Genomic DNA, 14,775 nt, shown 5'->3' with positions numbered 1-14,775 from the left:
CGGCGGGCGGCAACTGAGGCCAAAGCAGCCATTATAGAGAATCGGCGCCCCCATCCGCTACAATGCGGGGAATGTCGCCGCCGTTTGCGGCGCTAAATAGCAGCCTAGCTGCGTTGGCAACGAGGATTTCACCATGCCGGTGACACTGCAATATGTCGACCAGGCCCGTTGGGAAGCAGACGAGCAGGTACGCATCGATCTGGTGCGCATTTATGAAGATGCGCCTCAAGAGCGCATGCCCACCCCCACGGTTTTGCCCTTCATCGAACAGCACTTGAGCGGCCAGCACTTTTTTGCCTGTGCGCATTTCAACGACCGTTTATTAGGTGCGGTAGCCATACAGGAAGCCGATGACCGGGCATGGTGGCTCTCTGAACTTTGCGTGCGTAAAACCACGCGCCGCCGCGGCGTCGGCTCTCGACTCATGGCGCTGCTGGGCGAGCAGGCCAAGCAAGACGGCCGCGTGCTGCGTATAGCCACGACGACGCTGCCGCTGGCGGACCGCGTCCTGCTATCGAAGCTTGGCTATCGGCCAATGGCCGATGAGTCGTCCGAGCCGGGCCTAACGGCGACCAGTGATTTTGTCGAGCTAGACCCACAAGGGAAAGGGTAAATGAAACAGCTATTACGCATTTTGCTGGCGGCAGTGGGCATTCTCGCCATGGTGGCCGTGGCCGCCGTGGTCTATGTCACCACCTTTTTAGACCCCGAAGACTTCAAGCCACGCCTGACGGCCGTGGTCGAAGAGCAAACCGGCCTCAATCTTGCCCTGGAAGGCCCCATCACTTGGTCGTTCTACCCGCGTATTGGGGTGAGCGTCGAGCAGGCCCGCGCTTGGCTGCCCGAGCAGTCTCAAGACGATACCGCCTTTGCCGCCATCAACCGTGCAGAAGTGAGCGTTGCCTTTGCGCCACTGCTTCGTGGCGAGATCGCTGTGGATGGCCTGACGTTGGATGGCATGCGCCTGAATTTAGAGAAAAACGCCGAGGGTGAGGCCAACTGGCAGCCGCTTTTGGAGCGTCTTTCCGAGCACAACAACGAAACCGCCGAAACCGTGCTGGCGCCTGCCAGCGCTGGCCCCAATGTCGATGCAGGCAACCTTTCAGTGGTGTTGAATATCGCCAGCGTCGACATCAAAGAGGCCGATATTCGCTACCGCGACGAGCAGAGCCAAGCGCTTTGGCGGATACAGCCGCTGAATATGTCGGGCACCAACGTCAACCCGGTGCGCTCGTTTCCGTTGAAAGCGATGTTTACGTTGACCAAGCACAACCGTCTGGATGCCGAAGTGCTAGAGCGAGGCCCGGACCTGTCCAGCGACGTCAACCTAGAAACACGCCTTCGGCTGGGCCTTGAAGAGGAGCAAATCGTTTTCGAAAATACCCAGCTCACCACCCAAACTCGGCGCGGTGCCGATAGCGAGCCGCAGCAGCTAGCCCTGAAAGCGGCTGAGATCGTTGCGCGTATGGGCGAGCGACAGCTCAGCATTCGCCAGGGTGTGTTGGAAACCGGCCTTCGGCATGCCGACAATTGGCAAGGGAGCTTGGCGCTTTCGTTGGCGTTTGGTTTCGATGGCGACTTCGCTGCGCAAACGGCCCAATTAAAGGATCTGCAATTGACCGGACCTGATGGACTGCGAGTCAGTGGTCATCTCAATCTCGAGCAACTGCTCGATGCACCTCAATATAGCGGCCAGCTCACCGCCGCCCCATTCAACCTGCGTCCCTGGATTGCGCGTACCGGCGCATCGCTCGATACCGCCAGCGAAGCCGCACTGAGCGATGTTGCGCTGACCAGCCCCATCGAAGGGAGCCTGGAGCGAGTAGCGCTACCGCGCCTTTCGTTAGTCGTCGATGACAGCACCTTTACCGGTGACGTCAGTGCGGCGCTGGATGGTAATCAGCTCTCTTTTACTCTTGAAGGAGATGCACTTAACCTCGATCACTACCTGCCTGGGGCGGCCACCGCGCAGCAGGCCAGTCGTGGGTTACTGCGTAAAGCATTTGCTCAAAGTGAAGAAGCACTGTTGCCCCAAGAGTGGCTCAGAACCCTCACGCTGCAGGGCGATTTGAGTGTCGAGCAACTAGTGTTGGCCGGATTGACCTTCAGCAATACCCAATTGGCACTACGCGGTGAGAACGGTAGCCATCGCCTGACATCGTTCGAGTCCGGCTTCTACGAAGGGGAGCTCAACGCCACCGGCCAGCTGGACGCCACTGGTAACGTATTGGAGTGGCAGCTCTCACCGAACGTCCGTAACGTGCAGGTCGCCCCGCTGATCGAAACCTTCAGCGAGGAAGAGGCTCCGCTGCGTGGCCGCTTCAACTTGGAAGGCGCGCTGACCACCCAAGGCAACCGCCGCGATGTGCTGGTGAGCAACCTCAACGGCGAGCTTGACGCCCGGCTGAACGACGGTGCCATTTTGCGCTCTAACGTCTCCCGTGAGATGTGTGAGCTGGTGGCGGAGCTAGAAGGGCGGGAGGTAGACCGCGAATGGCACCCTGATACCCGCTTCGAGCGTTTCGACGCCACTTTCCAAGTGCGTAATGGAGTCGTAGAGAGTGACGATCTGCTGGTTCGCCTACCGGGAATCGATGTGCAAGGGGAGGGGAGCTTCAACCTCAACAGCCTTGATTTCAATACGCAAGCCAATGCACGCTTAGTAGATACCGGCGATGCTGCTTGCCAAGTAAACCCACGGCTTCAACAGTTACCGTTACCGGTGCGCTGTGAAGGCCACGTTGGCGACGATAAAACCCAGTGGTGCCGCTTCGACCGGACCGCCTTTCAGGCCTCGGTGGTCGATCTGCTGCGTGGCGAAGCCGGCAGCCGGGTAGAAGAAGAGTTGGAAGAGCGGCTTGGCGAATCCCTCGACCGCATCGATGAGCGCCTGGGCGAAGGCGCAGGTCAAGAGCTGCGCGAAGGCATTCGTCGCCTCTTCAATTAACCGAAGCCTGCGTTGACGACGACCGCGTTGACGCACGATGCACCGTATGCGCCGGCCTTGGGCCGGCGCTGTCGTTCAAAGCGAGTGTTCAAAGGAAGCCCAATGGCCGAGATGCCCACGCCTTGCCTACCGGCGGAAGAGTTTCAACAACGGCTGCTCACCTGGTTCGACAAGCATGGCCGTCACGATCTGCCCTGGCAGTCACCCCGCAGCGCTTATCGCGTGTGGGTCTCCGAAATCATGCTGCAGCAAACACAGGTCGCAACGGTCATTCCTTACTTCGAGCGTTTCATGGCTCGCTTTCCCACGCTGGAAGCCCTGGCCACCGCGCCGCAAGATGACGTATTGCACCACTGGACGGGCCTGGGCTATTACGCTCGGGCCCGCAACCTGCACAAAGCGGCTCAGGTTGCCATGGAAACGAACGGGGGTGAGCTGCCCACCGCTAGCGTAGATGCGTTGATGGCGCTGCCCGGCATAGGCCGCTCCACTGCTGGCGCCATCATCGCTCAAAGCACCGGGCAGCAGGCGGCCATACTGGATGGCAACGTCAAACGCTCGCTCACGCGCCTACACGCCGTCACCGGCTGGCCCGGCAAGCCCGCGGTAGAACGCTCGCTGTGGGTGCTGGCCGACTACTTTACGCCCACCACGCGACTGGCGGATTACACCCAAGCAGTCATGGATTTCGGCGCGACGCTCTGTAAGCGCAGCAAGCCTGACTGCGTGATATGTCCATTCAATGACGTATGCCGCGCCTATGCCCAAGGGGAGCCGCAGCGCTATCCGGAATCTAAACCTAAGAAAACCACGCCTACCCGCGATACCATTATGCTGTTGCTGCGCGATCCCCAAGGCCGCGTTTGGCTAGAGCAGCGCCCACCCAGCGGCCTGTGGGGCGGGTTATGGAGCCTGCCGCAGTTTGAGCGCCACAGCGAACTCAACGACTGGCTGGAAGACAACACCGAAGCCCCCGAGCGTCAAGCCGCGCTGCCTAGCTTCACTCACGCTTTCAGCCACTTTAAGCTGTCGATTACGCCGCAGCCGGTGAGCTGCCAGCGTATCAGCGGCGTGCGTGAAAACGGCGTATGGTATGACGTTCACCACCCGCCTGCGCTAGGCTTGGCGGCACCGGTCAAATCACTACTGAGCCAGCTAACGCCGTTTACCCTAGACCCTGCCCCCGGGCCTTAAACGATACGGGCGATTGGCCGACACAGACACACTCTATAGGAGCACACCATGAGCAACACGGTTTTTTGCCGCAAGTACCAGCAAGAGCTACCCGCACTGCCTTTCCCGCCGCTGCCGGGTAAGCAGGGCCAAGAGATTCAGGCCACCGTATCGAAACAAGCCTGGGAAGAGTGGCAGGCGTTGCAAACCCGTCTGATCAATGAGAAGCACCTCAACATGCTGGAGCCGGAAGCACGCGCTTACCTTATGGAGCAGATGCAACGTTTCTTGGATAACGAAACCACCGACCAAGCGGAAGGGTACGTGCCGCCCAGCCAAGCATAAAAACAGCAACGCTGCGCTAAGCTACGGATGACGTGGCCTTTAATGCTTTTCGGCAAGCACCTGATGTGCCCTAAGCATGTGACTAGAAAGAAAGTTTCACAAAGGTGTTGACGAAAAGAGGAGCTTTTGGTTTAATACGCACCGTTGGCAAGGGCCAGATAGCTCAGTTGGTAGAGCAGGGGATTGAAAATCCCCGTGTCGGCGGTTCGATTCCGTCTCTGGCCACCACAACGTTGGGGTATCGCCAAGTGGTAAGGCACCGGTTTTTGGTATCGGCATTCCCAGGTTCGAATCCTGGTACCCCAGCCATTGCCAACAAGATTTCTTGTTGATTGGTTTGTCTAAGGGCAGCCCAGTCAAGTTCTCAAGAAAATGCGAAGCGCCGACATAGCTCAGTTGGTAGAGCAACTGACTTGTAATCAGTAGGTCCCGGGTTCGACTCCTGGTGTCGGCACCAAAGCATTAGAGAATATAAAAGGCCATCCAGTCGGATGGCCTTTTTCGTATGTGTGAGATAAACGAATAGCCGACTAATATCGCTTATTTTGGCATGACGCCTCATGCCCTCTCTATACCCTTCGAGCCGCTCTAGAAAGCGTTTCAGGCTGTTCTGACGTTATCTCACTCTCCCGTTACTATGTGTCGAATCGCTGCAAGAAGTCGATTTTAAGTTCATTAAAATTTATTGAATAGTTGAGAGTTGTATCGACTAGGCGCTCAATCGATTTCTAATGCCGGTAGCAATCTAATAGCTATGAAGAAAAGCCACTCAATCGAGCGGCCTGTTTATCAGCGTTTTCCTGAAGCGATAAAAGAACTTTCCGAAAGACGTGGCGTCACGCTCGCTTTACCAGCCGCGTCTCAATGGATAGCGAGCGCGTGTTTTCACTCGGCTGTTACGCAGTTCGAGAGCCGTTTGGTGTTGGTTTCTGTAGGGCGCAGCAAGGCGTGGAACAGGGCTAGCCCTGACGGATGGCTCGGCGCGAGCGGTGACGCTGGGTGGCGGAATAATGGTGAGGTTGTTGATATTGACTGTCTCTGAGGTGCCATCTGCGCAGGGGGCATCCTGGTAGGTGGTGTGCCCATTGCCATCGATACACTTATGTACTTCTGCTTGAGTAGAGAAAGGTATCCATACCAATAGCGCAGTCAACGCGAAAATCTTCATCGTCCGTGAACCCTAAGCGAATATAGGTAACATAATGTTACCAGTAATGAGTAGAGAGATGTACCTTAAAAAACGAGAAAACACCCCGTTGCTTATGATGGAGATAGTAATAGCTTGGGTGAGTTGAGAAGGCAGGTGGGCGCCTACATGAAAAACTTTTTAAGTAATTGTTTTTTTCTATTTCACTAGTGTGTAGCAACGCGGCGTAGCTCTTCCGCGTCCATACTATCGCTAAGCTTTTTGTATTTTTTAATAAAGGTGTACTGCCTTGAGCCCTGCCAGTGGCTCCCCTTTATCATTGAAGAGCACTAAGCGTTCTCCGTTGATCTTCCAATGCGTGGTTTGATAGAGCGCGCTCAGCATGGCTTGCTCGATGTGCATTAGTGCAGCAGGGCAGGTCATTTTCGTTGTGACGATGGGGTGGAACGTGAGCTGCTGGCGAGTGTGCTGGTAGCGACCGCTGAGCGTGTTGCAGCCGGTGGCGCCTGCCAAACGAGCGCTGTTGTCGATGTGCAGCACTATATGTGCTTCGCGAACATTGTCTGCGGCCACCACGAGGTCGTCGTTTACGGTCAGTAGCTTCCAGTAGGTATTGATGAGCGATTCATCGACTGCCATGGAGGCTTGCAAAGCCGCATGGTTTTGGCATGCGGTCAGCCAAAGGCTGAGCGTGGTGGCGAGGGCGAATCGTGAGCGCATAGGATGGCCGGTTCCTTGATGTCGGTATGCCCAGAAAGTGTGTTGTCAGTTTAGGAATTTAGTCAATCTTTTTATCTTTGGTTACGGGGAGATGGTTAAAACGTTATTTGACGGAAATGGTTGGCTGTGATCATAAAGGTTAAACGTTGTCGTTTAATCCGCCATTCGCTTGATAAGAGAGTGAGGTTGGCTAGTCTCAAATTACTCGAGTGACACACCGAGTGCGAGTCAATGAGTTGGTTTTGCCGAATTCATGAAAAGGAGATTTATCATGGCGAATAACCGCAACGATAATGGAATGAGTCGCGAAGAGGCAGGACAAAAGGGGGGTGAAACCACCTCCAAAACCCACGATAAAGAGTTTTATCAGGATATCGGCCAAAAGGGTGGCGAAGCCACCGCTGATAGCCATGGCAAAGAGTTTTACGAAGATATTGGCCAGAAAGGCGGTGAAAACAGCGGAGGCAACTTTGCCAATGATCCCAAGCGCGCTTCAGAAGCCGGTAAGAAAGGCGGTGAGAATAGCCACAGTGGTGGTGGTAACAACCGCTAACTAGGTAGCTGCCGCGTTCTCTTTACACGTTCAAGAGTGCCTTTTGCCTTTAGGTAAAAGGCACAAGGAGTCAAGGATGAATCATCCTGTGAACGATAAGAACTTCGATATGGTGAGCACGCTATATCATGCCTCTCAAGGCGTTCAGCTAAGCCAGCAGTTTTCTCAAGATGCCAAAGAAAAGTCGGATCAAGAGGCGCAAGCGTTTTTTGATCGCGTCACGCAGCATTATGAGGACATTGCAGACGAAGCACGGAAGCTATTAAAGCAAACGCTTTAAATACGTTGCCAGGGAGTGCGCTCCCTGGCAATTCACGAAGGAGAGTAGCGCTATGTTCCACCACTCTGGAAAGTTGCAGTATCCCGTTAAAGTCGACACTCCGAACCCAGAATTTGCCATGCTGCTGCAGCAGGCTATTGGCGGTATTGAGGGTGAAATCCGAGTGGCCATGCAGTACTTCTTTCAAGCAATGGGGGCTCGTGGTGATGACCGTATCCGCGATATGTTGATGTCCACGGCCACCGAGGAGTTGTCCCATATCGAGATGTTGGGTCATGCAGTGGCGCTCAATTTGGAAGGGGCGCCGGTTTCCTATCAAGAGGCGACAGCTAAAGACCCGGTTATGAACGCCATTTTGGGCGGTGCCAATCCACGTCATCTGCTTTCATCGGGCTTGTCGGCGATGCCAGTGAATGCCAATGGCGTCCCTTTTGATATGAGCCACGTTTACGCCACGGGCAATATCGCTGCTGATATGCTGGCCAACGCTACGGCCGAAGCTGGCGGTCGTGTCTTGGCATCGCGTCTCTACAATTGGACCGATGATCACGGCATGAAGGATTTTCTATCCTTTTTGATTGCTCGTGACACCTACCATCAGCAGCAATGGCTCGCAGTCATCGAAGAGTTGGGCGGCTTCGAAAAACAGCTGCCAATCCCCAATGCCACGCCGGAAGATCATGAGGCGATGCAGCACTCTTATTACTACCTCAACACCTTGATGGACAAGGAGGCGCCGAAGGGTCGTTGGTCCGAAGGCCCCTCGTTGGATGGCCGGAGCCAGTACAGCGTACGTAATCAGCCTGCCCCCGAAGGCCAAGAGCCTAGCCTGGGGAGTGCCAAGGAAAAGTCCGGGGCACAGAAGGAGCAAATCGACCCCAACAAATAAGGGAAAGTATCCTACGCCGCGAATGAACAAGGAGAGCACACGATGGAAGCCAAGTATTTGGAAGATTGGTTACGCGATGCGCATGCTATGGAAAAGCAAGCGGAAGAGATGTTGAAAGCGCAGGCCAAGCGGATAGAGCACTACCCGGCGCTGAGCGCCCGCATCGATCAGCATTTGCACGAAACCGAGCATCAGGCAGAAAAGCTAGAGCGGGTAATGAACGAGCTGGGTATCGATACGTCCGCCGTCAAAGATATGGGCGGTAAGCTAACCGCTTTCGGCCAATCGCTAGGCGGTATGATGGCCGGGGACGAAGTGGTCAAAGGCGGGATTGCGAGCTACGCCTTCGAGTGTTTCGAAATTGCCAACTATAAGGCATTGATTGCCGCTGCAGAGCAGGCCAATCAGCCGGAGGTAGTGCGTGTATGCCGTGAGATCCTTGAAGAAGAACAGGCCATGGCCGATTGGTTGGACTGATCCTGCCCAGTAACAGTGGACACCTCAAAAATGTAATACGCTACGCTGAGGTGAACCATGGCAAGATCGACAACATCAATGAAGAAAAAATCCTATACCCGTTACTCAGATACCTACCGTCAAGAAGCGTTAGCACTCGCTGATCGCATTGGCGTTGCAGCAGCGGCTCGTGAACTGGGAATACACGCGAGTCAGCTCTATCAATGGCGCTCTAAAGCACAGCTGCAGCAAGACACATCTGAACGAGAGCGGTCGTTAGCAGAAGAAAACGCTCGCTTGAAGCGCCAATTAGCCGAAGCAAATGAAGAGCTGGCCATCACAAAAAAAGCCGCGGTGTACTTTGCGAAGAGCCTGAAGTGAAGTACGCCTTTATCCATCGTCATCGTCAGGCTTTCAGCGTTCAACGGATGTGCCATGTTGTTGGGGTCGCTCGAAGCGGCTACTACGCTTGGCGGCAACGCGAGGGTGCATCGTCTCCAAAACGCAGCCAGCAGGCCATTCTCGATCAGCGTGTGGCTGAGGCTTTTCACCAGCGTAAAGGCCGCTCAGGCGCCCCGAGATTAGCTCTAGACCTGCAAGATGATGGCATGCCGATCAACCGTAAGACGGTGGCTGCCAGCTTACAGCGTCAAGGCTTGCGCGCTAAAGCAGCCCGCAAGTTTAAGGCCACCACGAACTCTCGGCATTCGCTGCCAGTGGCGCCGAATCTACTAGAGCAAAACTTCATGGCATCAGCCCCCAATCAAAAGTGGGCAGGTGACATCACCTATTTAGCGACGGGCGAAGGCTGGCTTTACCTAGCCGTGCTCATTGATCTTTACTCTCGGAAAGTGGTCGGTTGGGCAATGAGTGAGCGTATGACAGCCGATCTTGTCTGTGACGCGCTTCAGATGGCGCTATGGAAACGGAAAATGCCCAAAGGCGTGATAGTTCACTCTGACCGAGGTAGTCAGTACTGTTCCACGCTTTACCAATCGCTGCTTACCCGTCATGAGCTTAGGTGCAGCATGAGCGCTAAAGGCAACTGCTATGATAACGCGTGTGCCGAAAGCTTCTTTCACAGTCTCAAGGTGGAAGCGATCCACGGAGAGCCATTTAAAGCGCGGGATACGATGAAGCGCCAGGTGTTTGAATACATCGAACTGGACTACAACAAGCAACGGCGGCACAGTGCTATTGGGATGATTAGCCCAGAGGCATTTGAAGCCCGAATGATCGCTTAAACCAGTGTCCACTGTTGCTGGGTAAGATCAGACCAGCATCTGGACGATACCACGCGCACGTTCCTGGCGCGCGCGGATGACAACGACGTGCAGGCTAAAAAATAGCGCGAAGCAACGCTGTCAAGCCCAGTAGCTTACTTGCACGTCCAGTAGCTTACTTGGCAACGCCCTTTTCCCCGGTAGCCCTGACCGGGGTTTTTTATGCATGTATCCATGCACATTGAGCCAAGACCGCCCCTGCTAATAACGAAGGGCGGTCTGACGATCACTGAGAGCCTGACAGGTTACAGGTGGTCTCGAGGAATCTTGGACGACCAATTCTTGGAAAAGACACGATAGGCGTTTTCATAGGCATCTAGCTGGGCGTGAACCAAAAAGTGTGTGTCGGTGCAGGTAAGTACCGTGCGGGTATACACCTCGGTATCCCAGTCGCCGCGTTTGAAGTGGCTTTCGGTGAGGGTTTCGCCTTGGGCAGATGTGAAGTCATCGGTCACGGTACTGTAGTACTCCCGCGCGCTCCGGTGAATCTCGGTGCCCGTATCGTCGATGCGAAAACGTCCTTGGTCGTTGATGACTTCCAGCGTCGATCGTTTGGTGGCCAGGTCTCGGTGTAATAGCCAGTTATGTTGACTGGGATCAAGCGTGGTGGTGGCCAGCGGTGGCGCTGCTTCGGGAGCGGCAAAGGCAAAGGGCGTCTCTGCGTGAGACACCGTGCGTACGGGGAGATGCAATTGGCACTCTTTTAGTGTGATGTCGACCTGAGCAGGCGCAGGAGATAGCCACGCCAACGGCCAGTAAGTGGTCGAGATCGACAGGCGAAGCTGGTGTCCTTTAGGGAAGCGCTGAGCAATACCGTTCATGGCCAACTGTACTCGGTACTCTCTGCCGGGCACCAGCTCGCTCGGGTGCTCATCGCTCTCCCGGTGGGTCAGGTTGAGCAGCCCGTAGGTCACGCGGGTCGCCTTGCCATCGGGAGCCACGTCGGACAGGCGCGCGGCCAGCATGGCCTGGGGTTGATCGCAGGAAACCGTCAGTGACAATGTGGCGACGCCGAACATATCCAGCGCTTCCTCTAGCGGCTCGCTGCTGAACACTAACGATCCTCCGTCCTCTTCACGCTGGTCACCGGGAAGGTCTGGCGTGGCGGCATAGGAGCACCATTTTCCCGCCGACATCCCTACGCTAACAGGCGACTGTAAACCCAGTGTGGACGGCACGAGGTGTGCTGGCATCGGCTCGGTCGTCAGGCGGTTGGGCTGTAGGTAGTAGCGCTGCATGTGGAGGTTGGGGGAGGGCCATTGTGCTTCGCTCAGCCAGCGCCCAGGCCGCTCGGCGTAGCTATTATCCGGCGGTACACTGTCTTGTTGCCAGACACGCAACATGGGTTCTTCCATGATGCCGTTCTGTTTACCTTTCAACCAGTAGTCCCACCAGCGCAGCGCTTCCTGGAGGAACCCAATGGCCGGGCCGGGAATGCCTTGGTGAGGGTATTTATGCCCCCAGGGACCAATGAGCCCTTTCCGGGGTACTTCCAAATGCTCCATCAACCGCAAGACGGTGTTGGTAAATCCATCGGCCCAGCCGCCCACGGCGTAAACGGGGCACTGTATCGCCTCGTAATGTTCGCCCACCGAGCTGGTCGACCAGTAGGCGTCTCGACGCTGATGGCGCAGCCACTGATCGAGCCATAGCCCGCTGTGCTCCATGCGATCGAACCACATGGTTCGCCAGCGGTCGCCGACGATCTCTGGATCGGGAGGCAGTGCATTGAAGGCGAACATCACCGTCGCCTCGGAAAGGTTGTCGCCCAACAGACAACCACCCATGTAGTGCATGTTGTCGGCATAAAGGTCGTCGCTAGAACACAGGCTGATGATCGCCTTGAGGGCGGGCGGCTGTTTGGCCGCTACTTGCAGACTATTGAAACCACCCCAGGAGATACCCATCATACCGACGTTACCATCGCACCACGGCTGTTCGGCCAACCAGGCGATAGCATCGACCGCGTCTTGCTGCTCTTGCTGAGTGTACTCGTCAATAAGTACGCCGTCGGAGTCGCCGCTTCCGCGCATATCCACTCGCACACAAACGTAGCCGTGGCCCGCCAGGTAAGGGTGGTTGCTGGCATCGCGGCCTCGCGTCACGTCGCGTTTGCGGTAGGGAATATACTCCATGATGGCAGGAAACGGTGTGGCGTCGGGCGTGTCGGGGAGCCATACCTTGGCGGCGAGCTGTTGTCCATCGCGCATGGGGATGAAGAGGTTTTCAATCTCGCGGATGGGGTAGGGAAAATCGCGAACGATTTCCATAGGGGCCTCCTTACGTATCGATGGGCTCGATATCGAAATTGAGAACATCCAGGCAGAACTGATAATTCTGCTCGATCTCCTCATGAGTGTTGCCAGTCACGTAAAGCGTGCCCAGGCGGTAACAGAAACTGTCCTGATGCATCAGATGGCTAAGCTGTTGGCCTGGCGCGACATCGATCACGACCTCTGTATGCGGCAGCCGTTTTCTCAGCGCGGCGATCTCTGCGTCACTGGGGATGCGCTTGACCACGCCATCTTGGTGGGCAAAGGGAATGAAGCATTTGGCGGCAATCGGGGCAACGCCCTGACGGTTCAGCAGCGATGGGCGTTGGCCGAGGGCGATATCCAGGGCGATTTCATGATTCGACATGCCATCGACCATGACGAAAATCTCGCTATGAGATTGCGAGATGCGCGTATTCACTTCGATTAACCATAGTTTTTCTCGTGCCTCGTCCCACATGAACTCGACGTTGAAACAACCGTTGTTATAGCCGATATGGGTAAGAAAGGTTTTGGCGGTTTCCACCATTTTATGGTGAACGTGCTCAGGAAGATTGCTGGGGTACTCCAAGCGATCGAACAGTGAAATGGAGTTCTTGGCTTTAGGTTGAGAGATGATGCCGTGAACATTGAACTCCCCGTTGAAGACAGAACCCTCAGGGGCACCTTGAACACCGCTGATGATCTCTTCAGCGATACAGGCATTGCCGTCTAAATGCGCTATCTCATCGGGTACGTTTATATAAGAAAGTGCTTCATTAAAAGCGTCACCGAGTTGGCGGATGCCCGCGCGAATCTCTTTGATAGCCTCTTCGAATTGAGCCGACGTTTCGATCTTGAAGCCTAGATGGGAAGAGAACGCTTTCACTGGCTTCAACCAAAACGGGTAGTCGAGCGTCACTTGGGAGAGCGGATCATCGGCGAAAGGATCGATCCCGCAAAACTTAGGTACCACCTCGGGCACGACTTTTTGCTGCTCTATGCGGCTCCAATACTTATGCTCACATTTTAAAACGCTCGTAATTGAGGGTGAGGGAATTTGGTACTGTTGGCATAAAATAGGCACGATCACACTCGTGGGAAAGTCCCATTGTGCAATAATCGCATCGACCGTGCCGGGATACGCATCTAGGTGCTCTTTGGCTAATGAAAGTAGATGATTAAAAGAGATTTTCTCTGCTTCCACGGCGCTCTTTACATCTAATACTCCATGTATATCTAAGTTCTTTTGCTCTCTTAGTGTTTGCATGGATTTTTTTTGCTTGTCTTCTAAAGCAATGACGAAAACGTGACGTTTCATGCGCTACTCCATTAGTCGGTAAGTGGGCGAACGATCCCTATTGCCCCGCACTGAGCGTATGAAAGACCTTTTTTATTTTCCAGGGTACGTAAGTTTTAAAGCTTAAAAATTAATGTATGTGGCACTTTTAATGAGTTATGTACGAGGGCGAATGTTTCAGCCGGTGTGTTTGTTTTTGATTTTGTTATGCTGCGGGGTGCGATAGGATTAATTGACTATTGTCGAATACGCGTAGTAGAGAAAATTTTAACAAATGTTAATAATCGGATGTTTTTTGACATTTGCTAGCATGGATTATAAAACCGTCTTGTTTAGTCATTTATATTTGTCTATATTTTTGTCGCGTTATCTTCCTTTCTATATATCGGCATTATAAATAATTCCTGGTGAGTATAGCTTTTGTCTAACTACAAAGGAGTGTAGAGATGGATAAGGTTACTGAAGAAGAGTATCAGCAAGTGGAAGATAGAAATCGCAAAAGTGTACATGGCGGCTTGAGTGGTGACAGTTCTTGTATAGGGTTGGGTGAGGTACTTGGCCTCTACGGTGAACTGGGGGGCGATGCCCGAGAGGCATTGGCGAACATTCGACAAAAACCCGTCGAGCTACGGCGTAACCAAAAAGTGTTTTCGCTATGCGAGGGTCGCGCCGACATTTTTGTGGTCAAGGAGGGGTGGGCGAGCCTTTCGCATGCGACCAGCACACGAGGGCAGGACATATGTAATGTCTTCATGCCTGGCGATATCATTGGCATGCGTGAAAGTTTTTTTGAAAGCCATGATATCGTGATTCTTTCTTTAACTAATTGCAAACTCGAAAAAGTATCGGTCGATGACTTGCACGAGTTGCTTAAAACCAATGAGGAAGTACGAAAGGCCATCACCTCTTATGTCATGGTCAATGACAATATTACGATCGAGCGATTAAGAAGCTGTACGCATCATCGCTCGGAAGAACGCGTGGCACACTTTCTTTTAGAAGTGTATGCTCGCTTTAATTTTAAAGGATTGCTAACAGGCAATGTGTTCTCGTTCCCTGTCACTCAAGATGTCGTGGGTGAACTGCTGGGAATGACGAGCGTGCATGTGAGCCGGTGTATGACAGCACTAGAGCAGAAAAAGCTAATCCGTAAAACACGTAGCAGTATCAAACTGTTGAAGCCCGAGGAAATGGCGCGAAATACCGGGTTCGATCGCGATTTTATTTATGGCCATTTATGCCTTGGTTAGCTTTTCCGAGAGCTAGAATAACCAGAGCGGCGCTTGTAAAGGCTTCTCTGGTTTTTTTAGGTCTATCGATCAGGGCGAAACAAGAGGTCACTATTATCGGACGTTAAAGTTATATGTTATATCGATAAATAATAAGGATTTTTCTTAAGGCGTTTTTTTGCGATAGTCAGAGATGAGGGG

The 14,775-nt window shown here is 54.0% G+C and carries 14 protein-coding genes and 3 tRNA genes; 13 read left to right on the top strand and 4 right to left on the bottom strand.

The window, feature by feature from the left end; translation table 11 throughout:
• Positions 1 to 133 precede the first annotated feature (133 nt).
• The 7 genes from GYM47_RS14735 (at position 134) to GYM47_RS14705 (ending at position 4,922) form a co-directional block, all read left to right on the top strand.
• Positions 134 to 613: an acetyl-CoA sensor PanZ family protein gene (locus GYM47_RS14735; protein WP_139526274.1), complete on the top strand. Its 480-nt coding sequence runs from the start codon at positions 134 to 136 to the stop codon at positions 611 to 613.
• Positions 614 to 2,947, top strand: coding sequence for an AsmA family protein (locus GYM47_RS14730; protein WP_153844179.1), 2,334 nt, complete (start codon positions 614 to 616; stop codon positions 2,945 to 2,947).
• Positions 2,948 to 3,049: 102 nt separating this feature from the next.
• Complete coding sequence (gene mutY / locus GYM47_RS14725; protein ID WP_153844178.1) at positions 3,050 to 4,141, top strand: A/G-specific adenine glycosylase; 1,092 nt, start codon at positions 3,050 to 3,052, stop codon at positions 4,139 to 4,141.
• A gap of 48 nt (positions 4,142 to 4,189) precedes the next feature.
• Positions 4,190 to 4,465, top strand: coding sequence for an oxidative damage protection protein (locus GYM47_RS14720; protein WP_139526277.1), 276 nt, complete (start codon positions 4,190 to 4,192; stop codon positions 4,463 to 4,465).
• A 152-nt stretch (positions 4,466 to 4,617) separates the two neighbouring features.
• Positions 4,618 to 4,693, top strand: a tRNA-Phe gene (locus GYM47_RS14715).
• 6 nt (positions 4,694 to 4,699) lie between these two features.
• A tRNA-Gln gene (locus tag GYM47_RS14710) sits at positions 4,700 to 4,774 on the top strand.
• A 72-nt stretch (positions 4,775 to 4,846) separates the two neighbouring features.
• Positions 4,847 to 4,922 (top strand) — tRNA-Thr (locus GYM47_RS14705).
• Positions 4,923 to 5,312: 390 nt separating this feature from the next.
• Here GYM47_RS14705 and GYM47_RS14700 read toward each other — a convergent pair.
• Positions 5,313 to 5,633: a DUF4124 domain-containing protein gene (locus GYM47_RS14700; RefSeq protein ID WP_153844177.1), complete on the bottom strand. Its 321-nt coding sequence runs from the start codon at positions 5,631 to 5,633 to the stop codon at positions 5,313 to 5,315.
• A gap of 249 nt (positions 5,634 to 5,882) precedes the next feature.
• The gene (locus GYM47_RS14695) at positions 5,883 to 6,332 is read right to left on the bottom strand and encodes an META domain-containing protein (protein WP_153844176.1); all 450 of its coding nucleotides are present in this window, start codon (positions 6,330 to 6,332) and stop codon (positions 5,883 to 5,885) included.
• 271 nt (positions 6,333 to 6,603) lie between these two features.
• Here GYM47_RS14695 and GYM47_RS18625 point away from each other — a divergent pair, with 271 nt between their 5' ends.
• From GYM47_RS18625 to GYM47_RS14670, 5 genes are all read left to right on the top strand, one after another.
• On the top strand, positions 6,604 to 6,885 hold the full coding sequence (locus GYM47_RS18625) for a con-10 family general stress protein (RefSeq protein ID WP_139526280.1): 282 nt from the start codon (positions 6,604 to 6,606) through the stop codon (positions 6,883 to 6,885).
• Positions 6,886 to 6,961: 76 nt separating this feature from the next.
• A complete protein-coding gene (locus GYM47_RS14685) occupies positions 6,962 to 7,165 on the top strand; it encodes a hypothetical protein (protein WP_153844175.1) in 204 nt (67 codons plus the stop codon).
• 52 nt (positions 7,166 to 7,217) lie between these two features.
• Complete coding sequence (locus GYM47_RS14680) at positions 7,218 to 8,054, top strand: manganese catalase family protein (protein WP_153844174.1); 837 nt, start codon at positions 7,218 to 7,220, stop codon at positions 8,052 to 8,054.
• Between the two features lie 42 nt (positions 8,055 to 8,096).
• On the top strand, positions 8,097 to 8,531 hold the full coding sequence (locus tag GYM47_RS14675; RefSeq protein ID WP_153844173.1) for a YciE/YciF ferroxidase family protein: 435 nt from the start codon (positions 8,097 to 8,099) through the stop codon (positions 8,529 to 8,531).
• A 57-nt stretch (positions 8,532 to 8,588) separates the two neighbouring features.
• Positions 8,589 to 9,754, top strand: a protein-coding gene (locus GYM47_RS14670) for an IS3 family transposase (protein ID WP_168444466.1) whose coding sequence is annotated in 2 segments (ribosomal slippage) — positions 8,589 to 8,850 and positions 8,850 to 9,754 — 1,167 coding nt in all. Because the reading frame shifts where the segments join, the coding sequence is not laid out codon by codon here.
• A gap of 284 nt (positions 9,755 to 10,038) precedes the next feature.
• On the opposite strand, the gene GYM47_RS14665 is transcribed toward GYM47_RS14670, so the two are convergent.
• Positions 10,039 to 12,063, bottom strand: coding sequence for a CocE/NonD family hydrolase (locus GYM47_RS14665; RefSeq protein ID WP_153842467.1), 2,025 nt, complete (start codon positions 12,061 to 12,063; stop codon positions 10,039 to 10,041).
• Between the two features lie 10 nt (positions 12,064 to 12,073).
• Complete coding sequence (locus GYM47_RS14660; RefSeq protein WP_153842468.1) at positions 12,074 to 13,366, bottom strand: ATP-grasp domain-containing protein; 1,293 nt, start codon at positions 13,364 to 13,366, stop codon at positions 12,074 to 12,076.
• 425 nt (positions 13,367 to 13,791) lie between these two features.
• Here GYM47_RS14660 and GYM47_RS14655 point away from each other — a divergent pair, with 425 nt between their 5' ends.
• A complete protein-coding gene (locus GYM47_RS14655; protein WP_153842469.1) occupies positions 13,792 to 14,595 on the top strand; it encodes a Crp/Fnr family transcriptional regulator in 804 nt (267 codons plus the stop codon).
• Positions 14,596 to 14,775 lie beyond the last annotated feature (180 nt).

The sequence above is a fragment of the Vreelandella piezotolerans genome, from assembly GCF_012427705.1.
Lineage (GTDB): Bacteria > Pseudomonadota > Gammaproteobacteria > Pseudomonadales > Halomonadaceae > Vreelandella > Vreelandella piezotolerans.
This window is presented reverse-complemented; position numbering and strand designations above follow the sequence as displayed.

Coding starts and splice junctions, on each gene's coding strand:
- GYM47_RS14735 (WP_139526274.1), top strand. CDS start 134: ATGCCGGTGACACTGCAATATGTCGACCAGGCCCGTTGGGAAGCAGAC.
- GYM47_RS14730 (WP_153844179.1), top strand. CDS start 614: ATGAAACAGCTATTACGCATTTTGCTGGCGGCAGTGGGCATTCTCGCC.
- mutY (WP_153844178.1), top strand. CDS start 3,050: ATGGCCGAGATGCCCACGCCTTGCCTACCGGCGGAAGAGTTTCAACAA.
- GYM47_RS14720 (WP_139526277.1), top strand. CDS start 4,190: ATGAGCAACACGGTTTTTTGCCGCAAGTACCAGCAAGAGCTACCCGCA.
- GYM47_RS14700 (WP_153844177.1), bottom strand. CDS start 5,633: ATGAAGATTTTCGCGTTGACTGCGCTATTGGTATGGATACCTTTCTCT.
- GYM47_RS14695 (WP_153844176.1), bottom strand. CDS start 6,332: ATGCGCTCACGATTCGCCCTCGCCACCACGCTCAGCCTTTGGCTGACC.
- GYM47_RS18625 (WP_139526280.1), top strand. CDS start 6,604: ATGGCGAATAACCGCAACGATAATGGAATGAGTCGCGAAGAGGCAGGA.
- GYM47_RS14685 (WP_153844175.1), top strand. CDS start 6,962: ATGAATCATCCTGTGAACGATAAGAACTTCGATATGGTGAGCACGCTA.
- GYM47_RS14680 (WP_153844174.1), top strand. CDS start 7,218: ATGTTCCACCACTCTGGAAAGTTGCAGTATCCCGTTAAAGTCGACACT.
- GYM47_RS14675 (WP_153844173.1), top strand. CDS start 8,097: ATGGAAGCCAAGTATTTGGAAGATTGGTTACGCGATGCGCATGCTATG.
- GYM47_RS14665 (WP_153842467.1), bottom strand. CDS start 12,063: ATGGAAATCGTTCGCGATTTTCCCTACCCCATCCGCGAGATTGAAAAC.
- GYM47_RS14660 (WP_153842468.1), bottom strand. CDS start 13,366: ATGAAACGTCACGTTTTCGTCATTGCTTTAGAAGACAAGCAAAAAAAA.
- GYM47_RS14655 (WP_153842469.1), top strand. CDS start 13,792: ATGGATAAGGTTACTGAAGAAGAGTATCAGCAAGTGGAAGATAGAAAT.